Source organism: Streptomyces malaysiense (genome assembly GCF_000980885.2).
Classification (GTDB): domain Bacteria; phylum Actinomycetota; class Actinomycetes; order Streptomycetales; family Streptomycetaceae; genus Streptomyces; species Streptomyces malaysiense.
Genome location: NZ_LBDA02000057.1, coordinates 48,011 through 68,471, shown reverse-complemented (window position 1 = coordinate 68,471; position 20,461 = coordinate 48,011). Strand labels below are relative to the sequence as shown.

The 20,461-nt window shown below is 71.4% G+C and carries 21 protein-coding genes; 14 read left to right on the top strand and 7 right to left on the bottom strand.

The genetic code is table 11. The features are described 5' to 3' along the window. Window positions 1–23: 23 nt before the first annotated feature. A complete protein-coding gene (locus tag VT52_RS24850) occupies window positions 24–779 on the top strand; it encodes a hypothetical protein (protein WP_046417323.1) in 756 nt (251 codons plus the stop codon). Window positions 780–1,465: 686 nt separating this feature from the next. After that, on the top strand, window positions 1,466–2,353 hold the full coding sequence (locus VT52_RS24845) for a patatin-like phospholipase family protein (protein ID WP_206306601.1): 888 nt from the start codon (window positions 1,466–1,468) through the stop codon (window positions 2,351–2,353). Window positions 2,354–2,534: 181 nt separating this feature from the next. Here VT52_RS24845 and VT52_RS24840 read toward each other — a convergent pair whose 3' ends face one another. Both VT52_RS24840 and VT52_RS24835 read right to left on the bottom strand, forming a co-directional pair. After that, complete coding sequence (locus tag VT52_RS24840; protein WP_053055419.1) at window positions 2,535–4,040, bottom strand: protein kinase domain-containing protein; 1,506 nt, start codon at window positions 4,038–4,040, stop codon at window positions 2,535–2,537. Between the two features lie 164 nt (window positions 4,041–4,204). Beyond that, window positions 4,205–4,744, bottom strand: coding sequence for a TetR/AcrR family transcriptional regulator (locus VT52_RS24835; protein WP_107481432.1), 540 nt, complete (start codon window positions 4,742–4,744; stop codon window positions 4,205–4,207). A 298-nt stretch (window positions 4,745–5,042) separates the two neighbouring features. Here VT52_RS24835 and VT52_RS24830 point away from each other — a divergent pair, with 298 nt between their 5' ends. From VT52_RS24830 to VT52_RS24820, 3 genes are all read left to right on the top strand, one after another. Continuing rightward, the gene (locus VT52_RS24830; protein ID WP_206306600.1) at window positions 5,043–6,443 is read left to right on the top strand and encodes a flavin monoamine oxidase family protein; all 1,401 of its coding nucleotides are present in this window, start codon (window positions 5,043–5,045) and stop codon (window positions 6,441–6,443) included. Window positions 6,444–6,705: 262 nt separating this feature from the next. Further along, window positions 6,706–6,972, top strand: coding sequence for a GlsB/YeaQ/YmgE family stress response membrane protein (locus tag VT52_RS24825; protein WP_046417239.1), 267 nt, complete (start codon window positions 6,706–6,708; stop codon window positions 6,970–6,972). 382 nt (window positions 6,973–7,354) lie between these two features. After that, the gene (locus VT52_RS24820) at window positions 7,355–7,606 is read left to right on the top strand and encodes a chaplin (protein WP_338059204.1); all 252 of its coding nucleotides are present in this window, start codon (window positions 7,355–7,357) and stop codon (window positions 7,604–7,606) included. A 119-nt stretch (window positions 7,607–7,725) separates the two neighbouring features. Here the strand turns inward: VT52_RS24820 and VT52_RS24815 are convergent, their stop codons facing one another. Then, window positions 7,726–7,899, bottom strand: coding sequence for a CsbD family protein (locus tag VT52_RS24815; RefSeq protein WP_069734910.1), 174 nt, complete (start codon window positions 7,897–7,899; stop codon window positions 7,726–7,728). Window positions 7,900–8,038: 139 nt separating this feature from the next. Here VT52_RS24815 and VT52_RS24810 point away from each other — a divergent pair, with 139 nt between their 5' ends. The 5 genes from VT52_RS24810 to VT52_RS24790 all read left to right on the top strand — a co-directional run bounded on the left by VT52_RS24810 (window position 8,039) and on the right by VT52_RS24790 (window position 12,490). Next, window positions 8,039–8,209, top strand: coding sequence for a hypothetical protein (locus VT52_RS24810; protein WP_046417240.1), 171 nt, complete (start codon window positions 8,039–8,041; stop codon window positions 8,207–8,209). Window positions 8,210–8,344: 135 nt separating this feature from the next. After that, the gene (locus VT52_RS24805; RefSeq protein WP_053055420.1) at window positions 8,345–10,012 is read left to right on the top strand and encodes a PP2C family protein-serine/threonine phosphatase; all 1,668 of its coding nucleotides are present in this window, start codon (window positions 8,345–8,347) and stop codon (window positions 10,010–10,012) included. Continuing rightward, a complete protein-coding gene (locus VT52_RS24800) occupies window positions 10,012–11,097 on the top strand; it encodes a cobalamin B12-binding domain-containing protein (protein ID WP_046417243.1) in 1,086 nt (361 codons plus the stop codon). Before VT52_RS24805 ends, VT52_RS24800 begins: the two co-directional genes overlap by 1 nt. Next, window positions 11,094–11,492, top strand: coding sequence for an STAS domain-containing protein (locus tag VT52_RS24795; RefSeq protein ID WP_046417245.1), 399 nt, complete (start codon window positions 11,094–11,096; stop codon window positions 11,490–11,492). Before VT52_RS24800 ends, VT52_RS24795 begins: the two co-directional genes overlap by 4 nt. Window positions 11,493–11,644: 152 nt before the next feature. Further along, a complete protein-coding gene (locus VT52_RS24790) occupies window positions 11,645–12,490 on the top strand; it encodes an RNA polymerase sigma factor SigF (RefSeq protein WP_046417247.1) in 846 nt (281 codons plus the stop codon). Between the two features lie 38 nt (window positions 12,491–12,528). On the opposite strand, the gene VT52_RS24785 is transcribed toward VT52_RS24790, so the two are convergent. Further along, window positions 12,529–12,984, bottom strand: coding sequence for an ATP-binding protein (locus VT52_RS24785; protein WP_046417248.1), 456 nt, complete (start codon window positions 12,982–12,984; stop codon window positions 12,529–12,531). Window positions 12,985–13,049: 65 nt separating this feature from the next. After that, window positions 13,050–13,433, bottom strand: a complete 384-nt coding sequence (locus VT52_RS24780) for an STAS domain-containing protein (protein ID WP_107481431.1) — start codon at window positions 13,431–13,433, stop codon at window positions 13,050–13,052. A gap of 248 nt (window positions 13,434–13,681) precedes the next feature. Here VT52_RS24780 and VT52_RS24775 point away from each other — a divergent pair, with 248 nt between their 5' ends. The 4 genes from VT52_RS24775 (at window position 13,682) to VT52_RS24760 (ending at window position 18,199) form a co-directional block, all read left to right on the top strand. Further along, window positions 13,682–14,782, top strand: coding sequence for a serine/threonine-protein kinase (locus VT52_RS24775; protein ID WP_046417249.1), 1,101 nt, complete (start codon window positions 13,682–13,684; stop codon window positions 14,780–14,782). A gap of 43 nt (window positions 14,783–14,825) precedes the next feature. Next, a complete protein-coding gene (locus tag VT52_RS24770; RefSeq protein WP_046417250.1) occupies window positions 14,826–15,743 on the top strand; it encodes a phosphorothioated DNA-binding restriction endonuclease in 918 nt (305 codons plus the stop codon). A gap of 252 nt (window positions 15,744–15,995) precedes the next feature. After that, on the top strand, window positions 15,996–16,271 hold the full coding sequence (locus VT52_RS24765; RefSeq protein WP_046417252.1) for a hypothetical protein: 276 nt from the start codon (window positions 15,996–15,998) through the stop codon (window positions 16,269–16,271). A 113-nt stretch (window positions 16,272–16,384) separates the two neighbouring features. Beyond that, a complete protein-coding gene (locus tag VT52_RS24760; RefSeq protein ID WP_079175244.1) occupies window positions 16,385–18,199 on the top strand; it encodes a phosphatidylglycerol lysyltransferase domain-containing protein in 1,815 nt (604 codons plus the stop codon). Between the two features lie 43 nt (window positions 18,200–18,242). Here VT52_RS24760 and VT52_RS24755 read toward each other — a convergent pair whose 3' ends face one another. Both VT52_RS24755 and VT52_RS24750 read right to left on the bottom strand, forming a co-directional pair. Beyond that, entirely contained in the window at window positions 18,243–19,637 is a 1,395-nt protein-coding gene (locus VT52_RS24755) for a sensor histidine kinase (RefSeq protein ID WP_420856307.1), read from the bottom strand. A gap of 18 nt (window positions 19,638–19,655) precedes the next feature. Continuing rightward, the gene (locus tag VT52_RS24750; protein ID WP_079175243.1) at window positions 19,656–20,390 is read right to left on the bottom strand and encodes a response regulator transcription factor; all 735 of its coding nucleotides are present in this window, start codon (window positions 20,388–20,390) and stop codon (window positions 19,656–19,658) included. Between the last annotated feature and the right edge of the window lie 71 nt (window positions 20,391–20,461).

Sequence of the window (20,461 nt, the reverse complement as noted above, 5' to 3'; positions counted from 1 at the left end):
AGGTCTGCCTCGTATGGACCGGCGTGTTCAGCCTCGGCGAGGCGGTGGCGGTCGGACTGTTACTCGAACTCCTCCTGGCCGGGATCGTGATCACCGAATTTACCCTTGCCACGCGGGCCTACAAGACCTCCCGGAGCCGGGGGGCCGACGGGCAGGAGGCCCTCAACAAGGCGCTATCCACCGTGCTCCCTGCCCCGGTGGCCAAGGTGATGGGGATGGAATTCGGCCTTTTCCGCGCTCTTTGGCGCTGGATCCGCCGCAAGCCGGACGCACCGGAAGGCCACCAGATCCTGACCTACGGCTCGGAAATCAAGCCAATCATGTGGGCAATGGTGTTTCTCGTGCCTCTGGAGATCCTCGCCGTCGAGTTCCTCGTCCCCTGGTCCGTGGTGCGCATCATCCTGCTGGCGCTCTCCATCTATGGAACCCTCTGGGTGCTCGGCTTCATCGCGGCACTGTCCATCCGCCCGCACAGCGTCGGCGACGGCAAAATGGTGCTGCGGTTTGCTCACTTCGTACAGATCGTGATCCCGCTTGACCTCGTCGAATCGGTCCGCACGACCCGGCACAGCGGCTATCGCAGGGCCGTCCAGATCGACGACGGCGTCCTGGCGATGCCGATCGGCGACTCCACCACGCTCAGCGTCAAGCTGCGCGAGCCGTACCCTGTGGCACCCAAGACTGGCATGCCACTTCAGGAAGTACGAGAGGTCCGCTTCGCCGCGGACAACACTCGTGAAGCCGTCCGCATCCTTACGGCGAACATCGTCGCCGACTGATCCGGTTGTCGACCCTCGACGGTCAGGGTCGCCGAGGGCACATCCAGGGCACATGAGCCCGGGAAACGGCGTTGACCTGTGAGAACTACCGAGACGAGTTCCCGCAGGTCAACGCACACTTCACCGAGAAACCCCAGGTCAGCGCCCCGCCGCCCCCAATCGCTGCCCGAGTGGCAGGACTTCAGCCATCGGTTGCATGAGGCGGGGCATCAGGCTTATTGCTTGGTTTGGCCCTGAGCTGGGTTTCTTGCGGTTTGGGCGGGGCCTTCGGGTCCCGCTCTCGTCATGTGCCGGGAGGGGTCGTCAGGTCGCAGTGAGGGCACATGCGTCAGGGCTGGAGCACTGATGTGCCCTGAGCTTCGCCGGTGTCCTTGGGGGCTCCGCCTCGGTGAAGGCGTAATCGCAGCAAGCCGGGTCAGGTGTCACCCAACCCTGCAGCAGTCCCAATCAGGCAACGCTGCCGAGGCCGTCAGCTTGCTCGAAGCGCTGCTACCCGACCAGACACGAGCGCTCGGGCCCAAGTCCCGGTGCCGGGCATCCCCCCGCCGAAAGTGCTCCGACAACGCGTCGTCGCCGACACGCTCACGACCGCCATCCACCCCAGCAGCCTGCCCGGCGGCTGGTCCGTAACCCGGTGGTGCCGGACGACTGGGCGCAAGACGTCGCTGTTCGTCATTCATTTTAGGGTGGAGATCGCCACAGCAACGGATGGGGGAACGATGCATTCACCGGACAGCGCGCTCGTGCTCGGCCCAGGCGGGCTCGTCGGTACCGCCTGGATGGGCGGACTCGCCCACGGCCTGCGCGGCCTGGGCGTCGACCTGGGCGCGGCGAATCTGGTCGTCGGCACCTCGGCCGGCGCGATCGTGGGCGCCGCGCTGGCCACCGGCCGGGATCTCGCGCACTTCGCCGACCCCATTGGCAGCGGCGGCCACGGTCCCCGACCGCCGCAGGCCGATCGGAAGCGCATGGGTGAGGTCTTCGCGGTCCTCGGTGCCGGCCTGCCACCGGAGGAGGCCCGTCGGCGGGTCGGGCGGATCGCCCTCGACGCGGTCGATCCGGAGGCCGAGCGGGCCTTGGTCGCGGCGCGACGCCGACTCGTCGGCACGGACACCTGGCCGACTGAGCGTCGCCTGCTCATCCCCGCCGTGGAGGCGGGAGGCGGCGAGCCGGTGGTCTGGGATCGCGACAGCGGCGTCCCGCTGGCGGCCGCTGTCGCGGCCTCCAGCGCGTTCCCGGGCGCGGCGCCTCCCGTCTCGATCAGCGGACGCCACTACATCGACGGCGCGCTGCGGGCCGGCACCAACGTGGACCTCGCGGCCGGTGCACGTACGTTGGTCGTCGTGGAGTCGATGGCGCGTCAGGCTCCCGGGCAGGAAGCCTTGGCCGCGCTGGGCGCGGAGACGGTGGTGTCGCTGTTCCCGGACGAGGCATCGGCGGTGGCGCTCGGCACGGACCCGTCGGACCCGTCGGCGTGGGTGCCTGCGTTCCAGGCGGGGCAGCTGCAAGCCGCTGCCGCGCGGAAGCAGCTGCCGGAGTCCTGGGCGTCGACTGGGCGCGAAAGCTCGGCATGAACGCCTCCCCAAGCACGTGTCCCGAGGAGTGTTTCCGCAGGTCAACGCACGTTTCCTAGAGAAACCACAGGTCAGTGCCCCCGTAACTCCTCGCGCGAGTCCCCCCTCAAGGAGTCGCCCACGGCTTGCCGGCCCGCTTCCTCGGCGGCGTCTTCACCGTCCTCGACGACCTCACCGCCTTTCACGCCCTGGGATTTCGGGTCGACGAGGCCGTGAGCCGTCGCCCAGGCGGCATCGCATCGCCGGCCGCCCCTTCCGGTGCCGGCCGCCTGTCCGCGGCGCGGCGCCGGACGAGCACGACGGCATCCCAGGACACGGTGGCGATGGCTGTCAGCGGGAGCAGCAGGTAGAAGACGAACAGCTTGCGCAGGTCGTCGAGGAAGTACCAGATCGATGCGGTGGCGGTGAACCAGAAGGCGACCAGTGGTCCGGCGCCGCGCTCCTGGCCACGTACCGCCGTGGCGAGGCAGTAGGAGGCGGTCAGCGCCAGCAGGGCGGCGATGGCGATGTAGGAGTGGCCCCAGCCGAACTCGGCGCGCCTCAGTTCGGAGTTGACCGCCACGGCCTCGGCCACAGGACCCCAGCCCAGCGCGCACGACAGGCGTGTCGACCACGGCAGCGTGAGCACGCCCAGCGCTGCGGCCGCGAGGGCGACCCTGCCGAAGTGGGCGGTGTCCACCAGGTGGCCACGTGCGCACAGCACCGAGAGCAGGCATCCGAACAGAGCCAGAGCGCTGTCGGCTGAAGGCCGTTGCGGTACAGGGAACTTGCGCCGGAGAGCCGCACGGCCACCGGGCCTCGTCACCCGGGGCGGGGGCGGGAGTGTGCCGGCTTGGGCTGTCGGCATGGAGGCCAGGGCCAGGGCGTCGGCGAGGGCTGCCCGCATCTCGCCCGCGTCGGTGAATCGTTCCGCGGGGTCCTTGCGCAGTGCGCGAAGGATCACCGCCTCGATCGCCGACGGTATCTGCGGCCGGACCCGGGAGACCGGCTCGGGTTCGGCGTAGAGGTGCTGATGCATGACGACGAACGGCGATTCACCCTGGAACGGGGTCTGTCCCACCAGAAGTTCGTGCAGCAGGCACCCCATCGCGTACAGGTCGGCCCGGTGGTCGACCTCCGCGCCGCCGATCTGCTCGGGCGAGAGGTAGGCAGGGGTGCCTATGGCCGCGCCGCTGCCGGTGATACGGGTGGCGACCTCACTGAACGCCTTGGCGATGCCGAAGTCGAGGACCTTCACGGTGTCAGGCCCGGTGAGCATGATGTTCGAGGGCTTGATGTCCCTGTGCACTATGCCGCGTTCGTGGCTGTGCCCCAGCGCATCGAGTGCCGCACAGGCCACGGTGACCGCCTCGGCGACGGGGAGTGGACCGCGCCGCAGGGCCTCGGCGAGAGTGGCACCTTCCACGTACTCCATGACCAGGTAGGGCCGCGGGCCGTCCGGGTGCGGCTCCTCGCCGACGTCGTGGATGGTGGCCACCGCTGGATGGTTCAGCGCGGCGACCGCGTGCGCCTCCCGCCTGAAGCGGGCGCGCGACTGCGGATCGTGGGCCAGCTCCGAGGAGAGCAACTTGACCGCGACGGTGCGGCGCAACTGCCGGTCCACCCCCCGATGGACGGTTCCCATGCCGCCCTGCCCGAGCTTCTCGGCCAGCTCGTACCGGCCGCCGAGAACCAAGTCCCGCCCCACTGATACCTCCCCTGAAATCAGAACCCGCGCAGCTTACGGCTCGGCGCCGACGGGCCGATCGCCACCACCGCAGCCCGGCGGGTCGCAGCGCAGGTGCACAGGCGGGCTGTGATGTCGCCTGCGCCCAGCCGGCCTCGGCCGGGACTCGGCGGCTCCGGGTGAGATCAGGCGGACACTCCGTGGAGCAGGATCGCGGTGATGAAGTCCGGCCCTTGACGGGCGCCCATGTGGCCTTCGAGTGTCAGCTCCCATGCCGTCTCGGCCAAGCCGCAGAAGGTCGAGGCCAGCCAGGTGCCCGGCATGTCGTTGCGCAGCAGCCCCGAGTTCTGGCCGCGTTCCATGACCTTGACGGTCCGGAGGAAGATCGCCTTCGCCCGGGTGCTGGCCTCGGGCAGGCCCGAGACGTCCGGCTCGATGTAGACCAGGTTCCACAGTTGGGCGAAGGGTGTGTACTCAGCGACCAGCGCGGTCAGCACCTGATCCATGGGGGCGGCGTCGGCCTCGGCTCGGGCCAGGATCTTGTCGCAGTCGTTCAGGATCTTCTCGGCCATCGCCTGCACCAAGAGCTTACGGGTGGGAAACAGGCGGACCAGCGTCGCCCGACTGATGCCCGCGCGTGACGCTATGACCTGCATGGACGCCGCTCGGTCCTTGGCCAGGACCGGGATCGCCGAGTCCAGCACCTCTGTCGCGTCAGTACGCATCGTCGCATCAGTCTCCAGTGCCTCTATTGACACATCGATGTTTCAATTGCATGCTCTGCAGTATCAGCCTCATTGTACTGACGAGAGAGGTCGTCGCCGGGCCGAGTTCACGTCGCGCATGGCATGTGCACGGCAAACGAACCCGCGCCATGGCGCATGAGGCCGGCCCCCGACCGGATCGGGGCTTCACCGGAGCCTGCCCGGCTCCCTTCATCCAAGGGCAGACCGCCGGACGCAACGGGGCGTCCACCGGCATGCCGCGAGAAACTGTGTTCAGATCGCAGATCGGTTGACATACATGACGATGCATCGCCGGCGTTTCCTGCGGAGCGCGGGCCTGGGTGTGCCCGGCCTCGCCGCCCTCACCTCCTTGTCCGCCTGCAAGGTCGGCCCGACCGACGTGAACGCCGCGTCGGCCTCGTCGGGTCGTGAACAGGTGATCGTCGTCGGTGCCGGGATCAGTGGCCTTGCCGCGGCCCGTCACCTGGCCGACCGAGGACAGGACGTGGTGGTCCTCGAAGCACGCGACCGGATCGGCGGCCGCATCTGGACCAGCGAGGAGTGGGCCGGCGTGCCCCTCGACCTCGGCGCCTCGTGGATCCACGGCATCAACGACAACCCGATCGCCGCACTGGCCGCGAAGGCCAGGGCGCGAACGGTCGTGACCGACCCCGACAGCTCTACCGACTACCTTCCCGACGGCAGCGAGGTCGACGGCGCCCAGGAGAAGGCGATGGAGCGCCGGCAGAGCAAAATGGAGGACGCGCTCGCCGCCTACCAGGACAACGCCGACGAGGACGCGTCGGTACGCAGCGTGGTGGAGCGCGCCCTGCGCTGGTCCGCGCTGTCCGACGACGACAAGGTCCTGGCTTCCTTCGGGCTGAACGACTACGAACACGAGTACTCGGGCAGCGTGAACCAGATGTCGGCCCTGTACTTCGACAGCGGAGCGGACATCAAGGGCAAGGACGTGCTCTTCCCACGCGGCTACCGGCAGATCACCGATCTGCTCGCGCGGGGACTGCCGATCCGGACCGGGCAGGTCGTCAAGCACATCGACTGGAACTCCCGCGGTGTGACGGTCGGCACCGACAAGGACTCCTTCCACGCCGACCAGGTGGTGGTGACGCTGCCGCTCGGCGTGCTGCAGAGCGGCGCGGTCACGTTCGGGCCCGGACTGCCCGCCTCCAAGCGCACCGCCATCGACAAGCTCGGCATGGGCGTGCTCAACAAGTGCTACCTGCGCTTCCCCAAGGTGTTCTGGCCGGACACCGACTGGATGACCTACATCCCGGAGCTGGACAAGTACGGCCAGTGGGAACAGTGGATCAACATCACCCGCCCCACCGGTCAGCCGGTGCTGCTCGGCTTCAACGCCGCCGACTTCGGCCGCACCATCGAAGGCTGGAGCGACACCCAGATCGTCGACAGCGCCATGGGAACGCTCAGGACCATCTTCGGCAGTGACATCCCCGCCCCTGTCGGCCACCAGATCACCCGCTGGGCGTCCGACCCGTACACGCGCGGTTCGTACTCGTACAACAAGATCGGCTCCACACCGGCCATGCGCGACCACCTCGCCGCCGCCGTCGGGGACCGGGTGCACTTCGCCGGTGAGGCGACGCACCGCGCCTCCTACCAGACCGTCCACGGCGCGTATCTGTCGGGCATCCGGGCGGCGAAAGAGATCACGGACTGAAAGAGCCGGACTCGCACGCCGCCCCCGCCTCCTCAAGCGGCCGGTCCAGGACACCCGAGACACGGCTCCGGCGGAACCTTTCACCAAGCCGCCCGAAGGTCACCGACGCTCTTCGCCGTCCGGGCCGACGCCTGCACCGATACCTACCCGTGCGGCGTATCCACCCTCATACCACCCGGGCAAGCACCACCGGCTTGCCCGACGAGCAAACCATGCCGGCCTCGGGCGCACCTGTATCCGACCCGGCGGAAGGAAGAACACCGTGGGCATCATCAGCTGGATCATCCTCGGCCTGCTCGCCGGAGCCGTCGCCAAGACGCTGCTCCCCGGCCGCCATCCGGTCGGGCTGATCGGCACCACGCTCATCGGCGTCGCCGGCGCCTTCGTCGGCGGCTGGCTCTCCGCCCACTTCCTCGACCGCCCGGTGGAGCGGGACTTCTTCGACCCGTACACCTGGGGCGCCGCGGTCGCCGGTTCCCTGGTGCTGCTCATCGGTCAACGCATCGTGTTCGGCACGACCCGCGAGTGACCCCGCCAAGAGGTGGGGGCGGCTGCCCGGTTCATCAGCCGCCCCCACCCGACGATCAGGTCAGCGACCACCCCGGGGCGCCCTGCCGACCTGACAGGGTCGCCACGGCGTTGGTCCCCTACGCGGCCTGGTGCCTCTTCGCGACCGGCTTGAGCTACTCCCTGGTCCGGCGCAACCCCGCGCGGCGGCCCGTGTCGTGAGAGCGCACCGCGCGGCAGCGGGCTCGGGAGCCCCTCCCGTGCCACGCCGTGTAGTGCGATCGGGTGATCCGGGCCGTCCTGGCCAGTCCGCGCCCGTAGCGGCAGCGGATCACCCGTGCCGGACGTGGTCCACGGCCGGCCGGCGGCGACTGCCGCCGCGACGAAGAGGAAGGCGCACGAACATGACGTATCTGCGGTCCCGGATGATGCGGGGTGCGGGTCTGGCGGCGGCTGTGGGCGCGATGGTGCTGGGCGGTGCGGCGGCCGCGTCCGCCGGCAGCGGTGCGCAGGGTGCCGCGGTCGGTTCGCCGGGCTTGCTGTCCGGCAACGTGATCCAGATCCCGATCGACATCCCGGTCAACGCCTGTGGCGACACCGCCGACGTGATCGGCCTGCTGAACCCCGCATTCGGCAGTACCTGCGTCAACATGTGAAACGAGCCGGGATCCTTTTCACCTGAGTGAAAAGGCGTCGCACCGACGAGGGAGGTCATTCCCGGGCTCCTGGCCCGGGAATGACCTCCCTCTTTCTTCCACCGCCCACGCGCGTCACATCAGTGCTTGAACACGTCCTTGGTCTTCTCCTTGGCCTCACGGGCATCGCCGGTCATCTTCTTCGCGCGCCCCTCGGCGGTCATGCGCTCGTTTCCGGTGACCCTTCCCAGGGTCTCCTCGGCCTTGCCCTCGGCCTGCTCGGTCTTCGCCTTGGCCTTCTCGCCGGCACTCATGGAACGCGCCTCCTCGTAGTCCCTTTCACCGCCCTCGCGGCAAAGCCCCGGTTCCCCCGCTTTCCCCCCACAAACAAGCGGTGGTCGAGGAATACGGAAAGCGGCGGAGGGCAAACGGGGCTGCAGGAGGTAGTTGACTATGGTTCCCCTGCTGCTCGTGCTTCTTCTCGCGTTGATTCTCTTCGGCGCCGGATTCGCCGTCCAGGTTCTCTGGTGGGTCGCCCTCGTCGTCCTGGTGCTCTGGCTCCTCGGCTTCGTCATGCGTTCCACTTCCGCGGGCGGCGGCCGCGGACGCTGGTACCGATGGTGAACTGAGGCCCCGCCTCCGCTCGGCCGCGGCGCCGGAAAGCGGAATCACCGGGGCGGGTTGCAACGGCGGAGTCGATGGGGGACGGTTGCCCGTACTGCAACCAAGGACAGGAAGGTGGTGAGGTGCGCACGGTGCGTGCCCTCACTCGTGTCTCTCTCCCGCGGTTCCCCCGCCCGCCCCTCCGCCGAGCAGGCCGTCACGACATGGCCTGAGGCTCCCTATCCCGTCCTGGTCGTCGACCGTCACGGCGGCCTCGTACGCGTCAACGAGGCGGCCCGGCTGCTCCTTCCCGGCGCCGCGCGCGGCGACCGGCTGCACGAGCGGGTGCCGTCCTGGCTCTCCCAGGCCCACCGGCGCATCGGCGACGGATCGTGCGGCCCCTCGGCCGGGACGTCGGCGGGACGCATCAACGACCGCTTCTTCGAGGCGCATCCGACGCCCGCCGGTGAAGGCGACATCGTGTGGTGGCTGGTCGACGACACCGACCGCCGGCTGGCCGAGACCGCGCTGAGCGACTCGCGCACGCGCACCGACGTCCTCTCGGAGTCGTCCAGCGCACTGCTGTCCACCCTGAACGTGCCGCGCTGCATGGAGATGGCGGCGTCCATGGCCGCGGAACACCTCGCGGAAGCCGCCGTGCTCGTCGCCCCGGCCCAGGGCAGGCGCCATCCCGTGACCTCCGCGCTCAAGGGCGGCCCGGTCGACCGGACCACGCGGAAGGTGAACGTCGCCGAGGTTCCCGGGCTGAGCGAGGCGTTGCAGGGCTTCCCGCCCGTACCGGCCCGCTGGATCAATCCCGCGGACATCCCAGGCTGGGTGGTCCCGGAGGGCTTCGCCGGACCCGTGGGGTCCGTGATCGTCACTCCGCTGCCCGGTCACGGGGTGCCCGCCGGAGCCCTGATCCTGCTGCGTTCCAGCACCGAGCAGGCGTTCACCGAGGGCGAGGAGGTCTTCGCCCGCCTGTTCGCCGCCCGTGCCGGTGCCGCCCTCTCGGCGGCCCGCCTGTACACCGAACAGGCGTCGATCACGGCCACGTTGATGCACGAACTGCTGCCGCCGACGCTGCGCAGCGTGCACGGCGTCGAATACGCCGGCGGGTACCGGGCGTCGAGGGACCACGAGCGGGTCGGCGGGGACTTCTACGACGTCCATCCGGGCACCGGACCCGCCGAGGAGACGCTGGTCGTGCTGGGCGACGTCGCGGGCAAGGGGCTCGACGCGGCGGTGCTGACCGGCAAGATCCGCAACACCCTGCACGCCCTGCTCCCCCTCGCCGAGGACCATGTCCGAGTCCTCGAACTGCTCAACGGAGCGCTGCTCACCTCCCACCACACCCGCTTCGCCACCCTCGTGCTCGCCTCCGTGCGCCGCCGGGCCCACCGAGTGCACCTGCGCCTGACCAGCGCCGGGCACATGCCGCCGCTGATCGTCCGCGCCGACGGCACGGTCGAGGAAGCCGCCACCCGGGGCACCCTGGTCGGGGCGCTGCCACAGGTCACGGCGCACACGGTGCGGACGGTGCTCGCGCCCGGGGAGACGTGTCTGCTCTACACCGACGGCATCACCGAGGCCCGCGGCGGCCCGTTGGGCGACGAGCTCTTCGGTGAACGCCGCCTGCGGCGAGCCCTCGCCGAGTGCGTGGGCATGCCGGCCGAAGCGGTGGTGGAGCGGGTGCAGATGCTGGCGGCCCAGTGGATCGGCGCCGGGCGGCACGACGACATGGCCCTGGTGGCGTTCAACGCCCGCAGGAACGGATCGCTGACGGTCGTGAACGGGGACGGGGACCGCGGGAGGGACGAGTAGTGGACCACTCCATCGAGCCGACCGCCCTGGTGAGACGGCTGTGGCGGGCGGTGGTCGACGCGGACGAGTACGCGGCCGCCGACATCGTGCACACGGCACTGGCCGCCGGCATGGACGAGGAGGCGCTGCTGCTGGAGGTGATCGCACCGGTGCAGGAGACGGTCGGTGTCGAGTGGGCCGCCGACCGCATCAGCGTGGCCCAGGAGCATGCCGCCACCGCCATCAACGAGCGGATCGTCGCCTCCCTGGCGCACCGCCGCGGCGGCGGCCCCCGCCCCGCCCGTCGCGGCCGGGTCACGGTCTCCTGCGTGGACGGCGAGTGGCACGCCTTCCCCGCCCGGCTCCTCGCGGAGGTGCTGTCCCTGCGCGGTTGGCGGGTGGACTACCTCGGCGCCCAGACCCCGGCCCCGCACATGGTCGCCCATCTGCACCTCACCGATCCCGACGCCATCCTCCTGTCGGGATCGATCCCCACGCATCTGCCCGCCGCCCATGCCGCCATCACCGCCTGTCAGGCGATAGGCGTCCCCGTCCTGGTCGGTGGCCGAGCCTTCGGCCCCGGCGGCCGCTGGGCCCGCAGGCTCGGCGCCGACCGCTGGGCGGCCGACGCGCGCGAGGCGGCGGCCACGCTGGAGGCGGGCGTGCCGCGGCCCGCCCCGTCGACCGCCCGGCAGGCGGTGGACGACCTGCCGCACCTCGCCGACCAGGAGTACACCCTGGTCGTCCAGTCCCGTCCCCGGCTCGTGAAGCAGACCCTGGTCGAGCTGGAGGACCGTTTCCCCGGTATGCGGGAGTACGGCGACGAGCAGCGCGAACGCACCGCGGAGGACCTCGCCCACATCGTCGGCTTCCTGGCCACCGCCCTCTACGTCGACGACCCCGACCTCTTCACCGCGTTCCTCCTCTGGACCGCCGACATCCTCGAAGCCCGGCACGTTCCCGCGCACTCCCTGGTGGCCGCCCTGGACGTCCTGGCCGACGAGCTCCACGACTTCCCGCGCGCCCGGCGCCTGACCCGGCTCGGCACCTCGGCTCTCGGCGAGCGGTCCCCCATCTCCGTCCCCGGCCCCGGCGTCCGCACATGACCATCACCCCACCGACCGAGTTCACCGTCGTCTCCCGGCGCGAGCGCGCCACGCTCGTCGTGCGGGTGGGCGGAGAGCTCGACTACGACACCAGTGACGAGCTCGTGGACGAGGTGGTCCGGCAGCTGACGGCCGGCCAGACGCCCCCCGCCGAGGTCCGCCTGGACTTCGGCGCACTGACCTGGATCGACTCCTCCGGGCTGTCCGCCCTGCTGATGATCCACCGCCGTACCAGCGCGTTCGGCGCCACGCTGCGCCTGGACGACCGGCCGGAGATCCTGGAGCGGCTGCTGCGGGTCACCAACGTCCTGGACCACCTCACCGCGCCGGCCGCCGGTCCGCGGCACGGGGGGACGGAACGGGGCGAGGGCGTCACCGAGTCGGGCGCCACCTGACCGGTCGCCGGCCCGCAAGGCCATGGAGAATCGTGTCGTACCCACCGTCGGCGGCCTCGTGGGTGTAGGCCCCGGACGGCGGGGTACCCGCGCGATCGTCGTGACCCGCTCTCGAACGGCGGTCACGGGTTTTGGACTCGGGAGGGAACACCATGGCACTCATGACCACGACCGCGGCCGGCACGCGGACCACCGGCCTGCCCGAAGTCGTCGACGCCTCCAAGGTGGCACCCAAGGACGCCCGTGACCTCTCCCGCCTGTTCTTCCGGCAGCTGGCCTCGCTGGAGGAGGGCACTGCGGAACACAGCTACGCCCGCAACACGCTGATCGAGATGAACATGTCGCTGGTCCGCTACGCGGCCGGCCGGTTCCGCAGCCGGGGGCCGGAGGAGATGGAGGACATCGTCCAGGTCGGCATGATCGGCCTGATCAAGGCGATCGACCGGTTCGAGCTGTCCCGCGAGGCGGAGTTCACCTCCTTCGCCATCCCTTACATCGTCGGCGAGATCAAGCGGTTCTTCCGCGACACCACCTGGGCCGTGCACGTGCCCCGGCGCCTCCAGGAGGCCCGGGTCCAGCTCGCCAGGGCGACGGAGGAGCTGCGCGGCCGTCTGGACCGCGATCCGACGGTCAAGGAGCTGTCGGAGCTGATGAGCCTGCCCGAGGACGAGGTGCGGGAGGCCCGCCTGGCCTCGAACGGCTACAACTCCTCCTCCCTGGACGCAACTCTCAGCGGCAGCGAGGACGGCGAAGCCGTGCTGCGGGACTTCATCGGCACGGAGGACACCGCGCTGGAGCTGGTGGAGGACTTCCACGCCCTGGCGCCGCTGATCGCCGGGCTGGAGGAGCGGGACCGGCGGATCATCCACATGCGGTTCGTCGAGGAGCTCACCCAGGCGGAGATCGGCGAACGCCTGGGCGTTTCCCAGATGCACGTCTCCCGGCTGCTCTCCCGCTGCCTGGCCCGCCTGCGCGAGGGCATGCTCACCACGGACTGAGAGCGGCGCGCGCCGAGCGGGTCCCGGGAGGCGATCCCTCAACTCCCGGGGCCCGCACCGCTGTCGAGGAGCATCTGGGCCACGATCCGCTTGCCCCGCCGCGACGGCACGGTCCGCAGCTGTTCGCACAGCCGCGTGACGAGGCGCAGACCATGGCCGCCGGCGCGGCGCGGGTCCGGGTCCCGCAGCAGGGGTTCCTGGGACGAGCTGTCGCGCACGGCGATGGTCAGGCGGGCGGCGTCCGCGGAGAGCTCCAGCAGCAGTTCGCCGGGGCCGGGGGCGTGGCGGAGCGCGTTGGTGACGAGCTCGCTGACGACGAGCTGTGCGTCCTGGTTCGGCTGCCGGTCGGGATGGTGGCCCGCGCGCGCCAGCAGTGTGCGCACGGCCCAGCGGGCGTCCGCGACGGGGATACCCGCCATGCCCCAGACGGCGCTGTAGCGCGAGGGCGCCGAGCGGGGTTCATCCATCGCCTGGATTCCGAGCGGGATGACCATGGGAGTGTCTCCGATAGGGCGTATGTTCCTTTTGATCACGGATTCTTCTCGTGCCTGTCTCTCGGCTACCCACTGTCCTCGTCTTCATGGGGTTCTCGTCCGCCGGTACGGACAGCGGCGCCGGTGTCCGAGACCGTGAAGTGTCCGAGAACGCCGCCGACGTCCAGCAGCCGCCGCACGACGGGATTCAGGGGGCCGAGCAGTACGAGGTCGCGGCCGTCGGACGTGTGACGGCGCCGGAGCGCCAGGAGGGTGTTGAGGAGCATGCTGTCGGCGAAGGTGACCCGGGACAGGTCGATCGCCGTGACGGGCAGCGCGGCGCGGTCGGCCGCCTCCCGAGCGGCTTCGAAATCCTCGGCGTCGTCCCAGTCCATCTCGCCGCGCAGCGTGATCACGAAGGTCTCTTCGTGGCGGGTGACGTGCACCTTCATCTCCGAACCCGGATGCATTGCGTCATCCTCACATCACCGGCCTCCGTCAGGCCAGTCGTCCGCCGGCGGGCACCGGACCACGGGCACCGGACCGCGGGTGCCGGCCGCCCGCGGTCCGGCCGGGGCGGCGGGCACCTGAGCGCGACCTGAGGGCCGCGGGGCCGATACGCTTGGGCCGCTGCGGCACCCTCCCAACTGATCCGCTCCCGCGGTGAGTCACGGCCTGCGGCGATCCAGACGTCTTTGGGCATGAGGATGAAGAACAAGTGCTTATAGCGGGCCGATACAGGCTGCGGGACACCATCGGGCGGGGCGCGATGGGGGAGGTCTGGCGGGCCTTCGACGAGACGCTCGGCAGACCGGTCGCCGTGAAGCTCCTGCTCCCCCACGACTCCGATCCGACCGCGTCCTCGCGGTTCCGGCTGGAGGCGCAGACCGCGGGGCGCCTCAGCCACGCGAACGTCGTCGGCGTCCTGGACTTCGGCGAGTTCGAGGGCCGGCTGTTCCTGGTGATGGAGTTGGTCGACGGGGGCAGCCTCGACGGGGTGCTCAGCGCCTCCGGGCCGCTGCCCGCCGAGCGGGTGGCCCGGATCGCCGCGCAGGCCGCCGTCGGGCTGGCCCTCGCGCACCGGCAGGGCATCGTGCACCGGGACATCAAACCGGCCAACCTGCTGCTGTCCGCCGACGACACCCTGAAAATAGGGGACTTCGGCATCGCCCGCTTCTTCGACGACCCCAACTCCGCGCTCACCGCGACCGGGCAGATCGTCGGCACCAGCCTGTACCTGGCGCCCGAGCGGGCCCTGGGCCGCACCGCCGCTCCGGCCTCCGACGTGTACTCCCTGGGCTGCGTGCTCTACCAACTCCTCACCGGGCGACCGCCGTTCCAGGCGGACAGTCCGCTCGCGGTGCTGCACCAGCACCTCGACGCCGCCCCCGTCCCGCCCCGGCAGCTGCGCTCCGACCTCTCGCCCGCCTTCGAGAGCTATCTGCTCGGCCTGCTGGCCAAGGAGCCCGAGAGCCGGCCCACGGCCCAGGAGGTCGCGGACTGGTTCGGGCGCGGCTCCTGGCGCGGCGCACCGGAGCCGATGCCGCTCGCGCAGGGCCACGGCCGCTCGAAGCAGTCGCCGGCCCGCGCCGCGAGGCCGACCGCCCCCGCACGCCGCGCCCCCGCTCCCCCGACGCGCTCCGGCGGCGCCTTCACCCCCGCGGGGGACACCGAGTGGCAGACGAGCGTGCACCGGGCCGCGAACCGCCGCCCGCGCCTGCCACTGGTCCGCCGTTCCCGCGTGCTGGCCGTGCTCGGCGGCACCAGCCTCTTCGTGCTGGCGCTGCTGGCGGGCATGGCCTGGTTCTCGCCCGGCTGAGCCGCCGGGAGCATCCGGCACGGGCCGTCTACGATCGGGCCGCATGGACTGGTTGGAGCAGGTCGGCAAGCTCAGGCAGTGGGCCAGGGGCGGGGTGCGGGCCCCGCACAAGCCGCTGTTGCTGCTGTACGCGCTCGGCCGGTTCCAGCAGGACGCCGAGGGCGGGCTGCGGTACACGGCGGTGGAGGCGGACCTCCAGCGGCTGCTGACCGAGTACGGCCCGCCGAACCGGACGACGCCCGCGTACCCCTTCCACCACCTCACCGCCGACGGTGTGTGGGAGGTACGCACCGACCGGGGGGCCGGCAGCCCGGGGAGCGGGGTGCGGGACCTGCGGGAGACGGGTGCCACCGGGCGGCTCGCGCCGGACCTGCGCGCCGCGCTGCGGCGTGACCCGCGACTCCTCGGCAGGATCACGCGGTTGCTGCTCGACCTGCACTTCCCGCCCTCCCTGCACGGCGAGTTGTGCGAGGCGGTGGGCCTGGAGCCGGAGTGGGCCCGGACCGGGCTGCCTCCGGCGGCGCGCAGACGGCGGGACCCGCGGATGCGGGAACTGGTGCTGACCGCCTACGAGTACCGGTGCGCGTTCTGCGGCTACGACGGCCGGATCGGCGCGATGCCGGTCGGGCTGGAGGCGGCCCATGTGCGCTGGTGGGCCTTCGACGGCCCCGACGAGGTCGAGAACGGGCTGTGCCTGTGCTCGCTGCACCACAAGCTGTTCGACCGGGGCGTCCTCGGCATCGGGGACGGCCGGCGCATCCTGGTCTCGCAGCGGTTCGCCGGCCACAGTCCCGCGGCCCGCGACCATGTCACCGCCCTCGCGGGCCACCGCGTGATCGGCCCCCGGCCCGGCATACGTCCGGTCGCGGACGCCCACCGCGACTGGCACACCCGCCAGGTCTTCCGCGGCGAACCGCGGCTGCCCGGACAGCGGGCCGGCGACGGTACGAGGGTGAGCTGAGGGGGCGGCGGCCGGGCCGCCGGCCGCCCGCGCGCCACGCACCGCAGCGTTCGCGTCCTCCGCCATCATGGAACGGCCCCGTCCGCGGTCTTGGCCGGACGTCGTCGACGAGGCCCGTAATGTCTTGCATGTCCGCACTCGCGCGGACAGGCGTGGCGTCGGCCCCCAGAGACCCTACGTATTGTAGGTTCCCGACCGGCCGGGGCCGCGCGGCCGTTCATACACCTGTTCCACCACGTCAACGGGGGATCCATGCAGGACACGGAGACGGTGCCCGGTGGCGAGGTCTGCGCGCGCAGCCTCGCGCCGACCCTCGCCGTACTCGTCGTCAGCCTTTTCGTCGCCGCCGTCGGCGTGTACGAGCTGTGCGGCTTCGGGCTGCACAGCCTCGACCGGCGCCCGCACCTGTTCAGCGACGGCCTCGCCACCGGCGGGGTGATCGTCGCGGTGGTGGCCGCCGGGGCCGCGGCGGGGAACCTGGCCTGGATGCTGGCCTCCGCCCGGCGCGGTACGGAAAGGACCAGGTAAGAAGCGGGCCCGGTACGCTCCTGTCCCGATAGACAGACCGGCGCATTGTTCCCTACAAGTTGTAGGGTCGCGCCCGTAGGCCCCGTCCCCCTTCCCCAAGGTGACCAGTCACCATGCCTGCTCCGCAGTCGACCGTCCCCTCCGCGCACGCCCCCTCCGAGCGTGCCCCGCGCCGCGAGTTCCCGCCGATCACGCCCGGCCCCCGGCTGCGCGCCGCCGCTGCCTCGGTCACGGTGTGGTACCTGCGGCTGATCGCCGTGCTCAACGTCCTCGCGGTCCTCTCCCTGCCGTTCCGCGAGGAGGTCCACGAGCACAACACCAGCAAGCTCTTCAACCAGCAGCATCCGCATCACGTCGGCGCGTTCTTCACGCCGTACCTGGCCACCGGCGGCCTCGTCTCGGCCGCGCTCGCGATCTTCCTGATGCTGGTGATGCGGCGCCGCAAGCGCGCCGCCTGGCTGACCAACATCGCGCTCGCCGGACCGCTCCTCGCGGTGTACGTCGTCGGGCTCGTCACGCAGGACCGGTACGCCGACCACGTCTTCAACTGGGTCTCGGCCGGCCTGACCGGTCTGTTCGTGGCCGCCCTGCTGATCGGCAGGCGCGAGTTCAACGCGGTCGGCGACCCCTCCAACCCGAAGCTGGCGCTTGCCGTCGGCGCGGGCGGGCTGCTGGCCACCGGCGGCCTCGGCACCCTGCTGGTGCACGCCACCAACAGGCTTCCCGGCGCCGGCCTCACCGACGAGATCGTCTACACCTACCTGCGCGGCATCAGCGTCGGCATGTTCGCCGACCGCATCGAGCATGTGCACGCGCCCCGCTGGACCGACATCACGGTCAACGTATCGCTCGCCGTGGCCTTCTGCCTCGTCCTCTACGCCTGCTTCCGCTCCCCGCGCGGCAAGCAACTGCTCACCGCCGCCGACGAGGAGCGGCTGCGCGCCCTGCTCGACAAGCACGGGGCCCGCGACTCCCTCGGCTACTTCGCGCTGCGCCGCGACAAGGCCGCCGTCTTCTCCCCCAGCGGCAAGGCCGCGATCACCTACCGCGTCGTCGGCGCCGTCTCCCTCGCCTCCGGCGACCCGATCGGCGACCCCGAGGCGTGGCCCGGCGCCATCGACGCCTGGCTCGCCGAGGCCCGCCGGCACGCCTGGATCCCCGCGGTCATGGGCGCGAGCGAGGAGGCCGGCACCGTCTACGCGCGGCACGGTCTGGACGCCCTCGAACTCGGTGACGAGGCGATCGTGGACATCGCCGACTTCACCCTCGAAGGGCGCCCGATGCGGGTGGTCCGGCAGGCCCACAACCGGGTCAAGCGGGCCGGTTACACCGTGCGCATCCGGCGCCACGAGGACATCCCTGCCGAGGAGATGGCCCACCTCATCGACCGCGCCGACCACTGGCGCGACGGCGCCACCGAACGCGGCTTCTCCATGGCCCTCGGCCGCCTCGGCGACCCGGGGGACGGCCGCTGCGTGATGCTGGAGTGCCGCGACGGCGACGACCAGCCGCGCGCCCTGCTCAGCTTCGTGCCCTGGGGCGAGCGTGGCCTCTCCCTGGACCTGATGCGCCGCGACCGCGACTGCGAGAACGGCCTGATGGAGTACATGGTCGTCGAGCTCCTGCTGCACGCGGGCGACTTGGGCGTGCAGCGGGTCTCGCTGAACTTCGCCATGTTCCGCTCGGTCTTCGAACGCGGCGCCCGGCTCGGCGCGGGCCCGGTGCTGCGGCTGTGGCGCTCGGTCCTCACCTTCTTCTCGCGCTGGTGGCAGATCGAGTCCCTGTACCGCGCGAACGCGAAGTACCGGCCGGTGTGGGAACCCCGGTTCCTGCTCTTCGCCAAGTCCAGCGACATCCCGCGGATCGGCCTGGCGAGCGCGCGGGCGGAAGGGTTCCTCACGCTGCCGGTGATCGGGGAGCGGTCGTAGCGGGGACGCGAGGGAGGGCAGGCCCGGCCGGGTGCGGCCGGGCCTAACCGCCGCCCACGGTGAACCCGATCACCGCGCCCCCGCCCTCCCGGCGATACGCGAACGGCGCTCCCCCGTGCGCCATCGCCACCTCCCGGACGATGGACAGCCCGAGCCCCGACCCCGGCAGGGAGCGCGCGTCGGCGGCCCGGTAGAAGCGGTCGAAGATGCGGATCAGGTCGCCCTCGGCGATGCCGGGCCCCCGGTCCAGGACCTCGACGCGGACGGTTCCGGGCCGGGCCGGGCCCATGACGTGGACCTCGATCGGCGCCTGGCCCGCGCGGTCGAACTTGGCCGCGTTCTCGACCAGGTTGGACATGGCCCGCTGGAGCATCCCCGGCCGTCCGTCGGTCGTCGTGTCGCCGCTCACGCGCAGCACGATCCGCCGGCCGGTGCGCCGCGCCGCCAGCCCCACCACGTCCTCCGCGATGTCGGCGAGATCCACCCGCTGCGGCGGCTCGGTGTCGGACTGCCCGGCGGCGAGGTCGACCAGCTCGTTCACGAGGTCGGTCAGTTCGCGCGCCTCCTGGGTGAGGTCGGCGACGAGGTCGTCCCGGGTCGCCGGGGGCAGCTCGTCGATGCGGCGCAGGAGGGAGATGTTCGTACGGAGCGAGGTGAGCGGCGTCCGCAGTTCGTGCCCCGCGTCCTGGACGAGGCGCCGCTGGTCCTCCTCCGACTGCGCGAGCCGCCCCAGCATCCGGTCGAAGGCCCGCCCGAGCCGCCCCACCTCGTCGAGCCCGGCCACCGGGACCTCGATGCCGAGGCGCCGGGTGCGGGCGACGTCCTCGGCTGCGTTGGTGAGCACCACCAGGCGCCGGGTGATCCGGCGGGCCAGCCACCAGCCGAACAGCCCGGCGGCGACCACCACGGCCGCCATCAGGATCAGCGTCCGCTGCTGCAGGGTGCGCAGCAGGTCCTCGGTGTCGCTGAACTCCTGCGCCACCTGCACCGCGCCCCGCCCGTCACCGAGCGAGACGGTGGCGATGCGGTAGAGGTCGTCGCCGACCTGGACGTCCTTGTGCTCGACCGCCTTGCCGGCCGTCCGCGTGAGCGCCATCGACCTGTCGTGCGAGGTGACGGGCAGCGACGGGTCGCCGTGGTCGACGATCTGGCCCTGCGCGCCGAGCACCTGCACATCGGTACGGGCGGGCCGGACCAGGTCGTGGCCCGGCCGGGAGGAGGAGAAGTCCTCCGGCAGCATCCTGTGCTGCCGCACCTCGTCCCGTACGTCCTGCACGACCTGGCTGAACACCGACTGCTGGTCGACACGGACCAGCCGGGCCGCCGAGCCGTACGACACGATGCCGACGAGGATGGCGACGGCCGCGGTCACGGCGGCGAAGGAGATGGCGAAGGTGGTGCGCAGGGAGACCAGCTTGGGCCGGCGCCGAGCGAGCATCCGACGCAGGCGGCCCACTCAGTCCTCCCGCAGCACGTAACCCACGCCGCGCACCGTGTGGATCAGCTGCGGGGCGCCGGGCTCGTCCAGCTTGCGGCGCAGATAGCCGACGTAGACGGCGAGGTTCTTGGAGCCGGGGCCGAAGTCGTAGCCCCAGATGCGGTCGTAGATCGTGGAGTGGTCGAGGACGATTCCGGCGTTGCGCACCAGCAGTTCCAGCAGCTCGAACTCGGTGCGGGTCAGCTCCAGCTCCCGCTTGCCGCGCCAGGCCCGGCGGGCCTGGAGGTCCATGCGGATGCCGGCGGCCTCTACCTGCCGGTCGGAGAGCTGGGGCTCGCCCCGGCCACCGCCGCCGCCGTCGCCGCCGGCCGGCCCCGCGGGGACCGGGGTGGTGCGGCGCAGCAGGGCGCGCAGCCGGGCGAAGACCTCCTCGACGTCGAAGGGCTTGACCACGTAGTCGTCCGCGCCGGCGTCCAGGCCCGCGATGCGGTCGGCGGTCTCCACCAGGGCGGTGAGCATGAGGATCGGGGTGCGGTCGCCCTCGGCGCGCAGCACGCGGCAGACCTGGAGGCCGTCGATACCCGGCATCATCACGTCGAGCAGGAGGACGTCCGGCGGCGTCCTGTGGGCCTGTGCGAGCGCCTCGACGCCGTCGGCCACCGCCGTCACCTCGTACCCTTCCAGCGTCAGGGCACGTTCGAGGGCGTGGCGGATGGCACGGTCGTCTTCGGCGAGCAGCACAGTCTGGGGCACGGAACCAGTCTGCCAAGGCCCGCGGCGGTTCGGCGGGGCTGGTTGGGCCTACGATCACGCTTTTTACCGCG

What these genes read in the sequence shown, in the direction of transcription:
- VT52_RS24790 (WP_046417247.1), top strand. Translation starts at nt 11,645, where the DNA reads ATGGCACTCATGACCACGACCGCGGCCGGCACGCGGACCACCGGCCTG.
- VT52_RS24770 (WP_046417250.1), top strand. Translation starts at nt 14,826, where the DNA reads ATGGACTGGTTGGAGCAGGTCGGCAAGCTCAGGCAGTGGGCCAGGGGC.
- VT52_RS24760 (WP_079175244.1), top strand. Translation starts at nt 16,385, where the DNA reads ATGCCTGCTCCGCAGTCGACCGTCCCCTCCGCGCACGCCCCCTCCGAG.
- VT52_RS24795 (WP_046417245.1), top strand. Translation starts at nt 11,094, where the DNA reads ATGACCATCACCCCACCGACCGAGTTCACCGTCGTCTCCCGGCGCGAG.
- VT52_RS24820 (WP_338059204.1), top strand. Translation starts at nt 7,355, where the DNA reads ATGACGTATCTGCGGTCCCGGATGATGCGGGGTGCGGGTCTGGCGGCG.
- VT52_RS24765 (WP_046417252.1), top strand. Translation starts at nt 15,996, where the DNA reads ATGCAGGACACGGAGACGGTGCCCGGTGGCGAGGTCTGCGCGCGCAGC.
- VT52_RS24810 (WP_046417240.1), top strand. Translation starts at nt 8,039, where the DNA reads ATGGTTCCCCTGCTGCTCGTGCTTCTTCTCGCGTTGATTCTCTTCGGC.
- VT52_RS24830 (WP_206306600.1), top strand. Translation starts at nt 5,043, where the DNA reads ATGACGATGCATCGCCGGCGTTTCCTGCGGAGCGCGGGCCTGGGTGTG.
- VT52_RS24785 (WP_046417248.1), bottom strand. Translation starts at nt 12,984, where the DNA reads ATGGTCATCCCGCTCGGAATCCAGGCGATGGATGAACCCCGCTCGGCG.
- VT52_RS24755 (WP_420856307.1), bottom strand. Translation starts at nt 19,637, where the DNA reads ATGCTCGCTCGGCGCCGGCCCAAGCTGGTCTCCCTGCGCACCACCTTC.
- VT52_RS24835 (WP_107481432.1), bottom strand. Translation starts at nt 4,744, where the DNA reads ATGCGTACTGACGCGACAGAGGTGCTGGACTCGGCGATCCCGGTCCTG.
- VT52_RS24780 (WP_107481431.1), bottom strand. Translation starts at nt 13,433, where the DNA reads ATGCATCCGGGTTCGGAGATGAAGGTGCACGTCACCCGCCACGAAGAG.
- VT52_RS24815 (WP_069734910.1), bottom strand. Translation starts at nt 7,899, where the DNA reads ATGAGTGCCGGCGAGAAGGCCAAGGCGAAGACCGAGCAGGCCGAGGGC.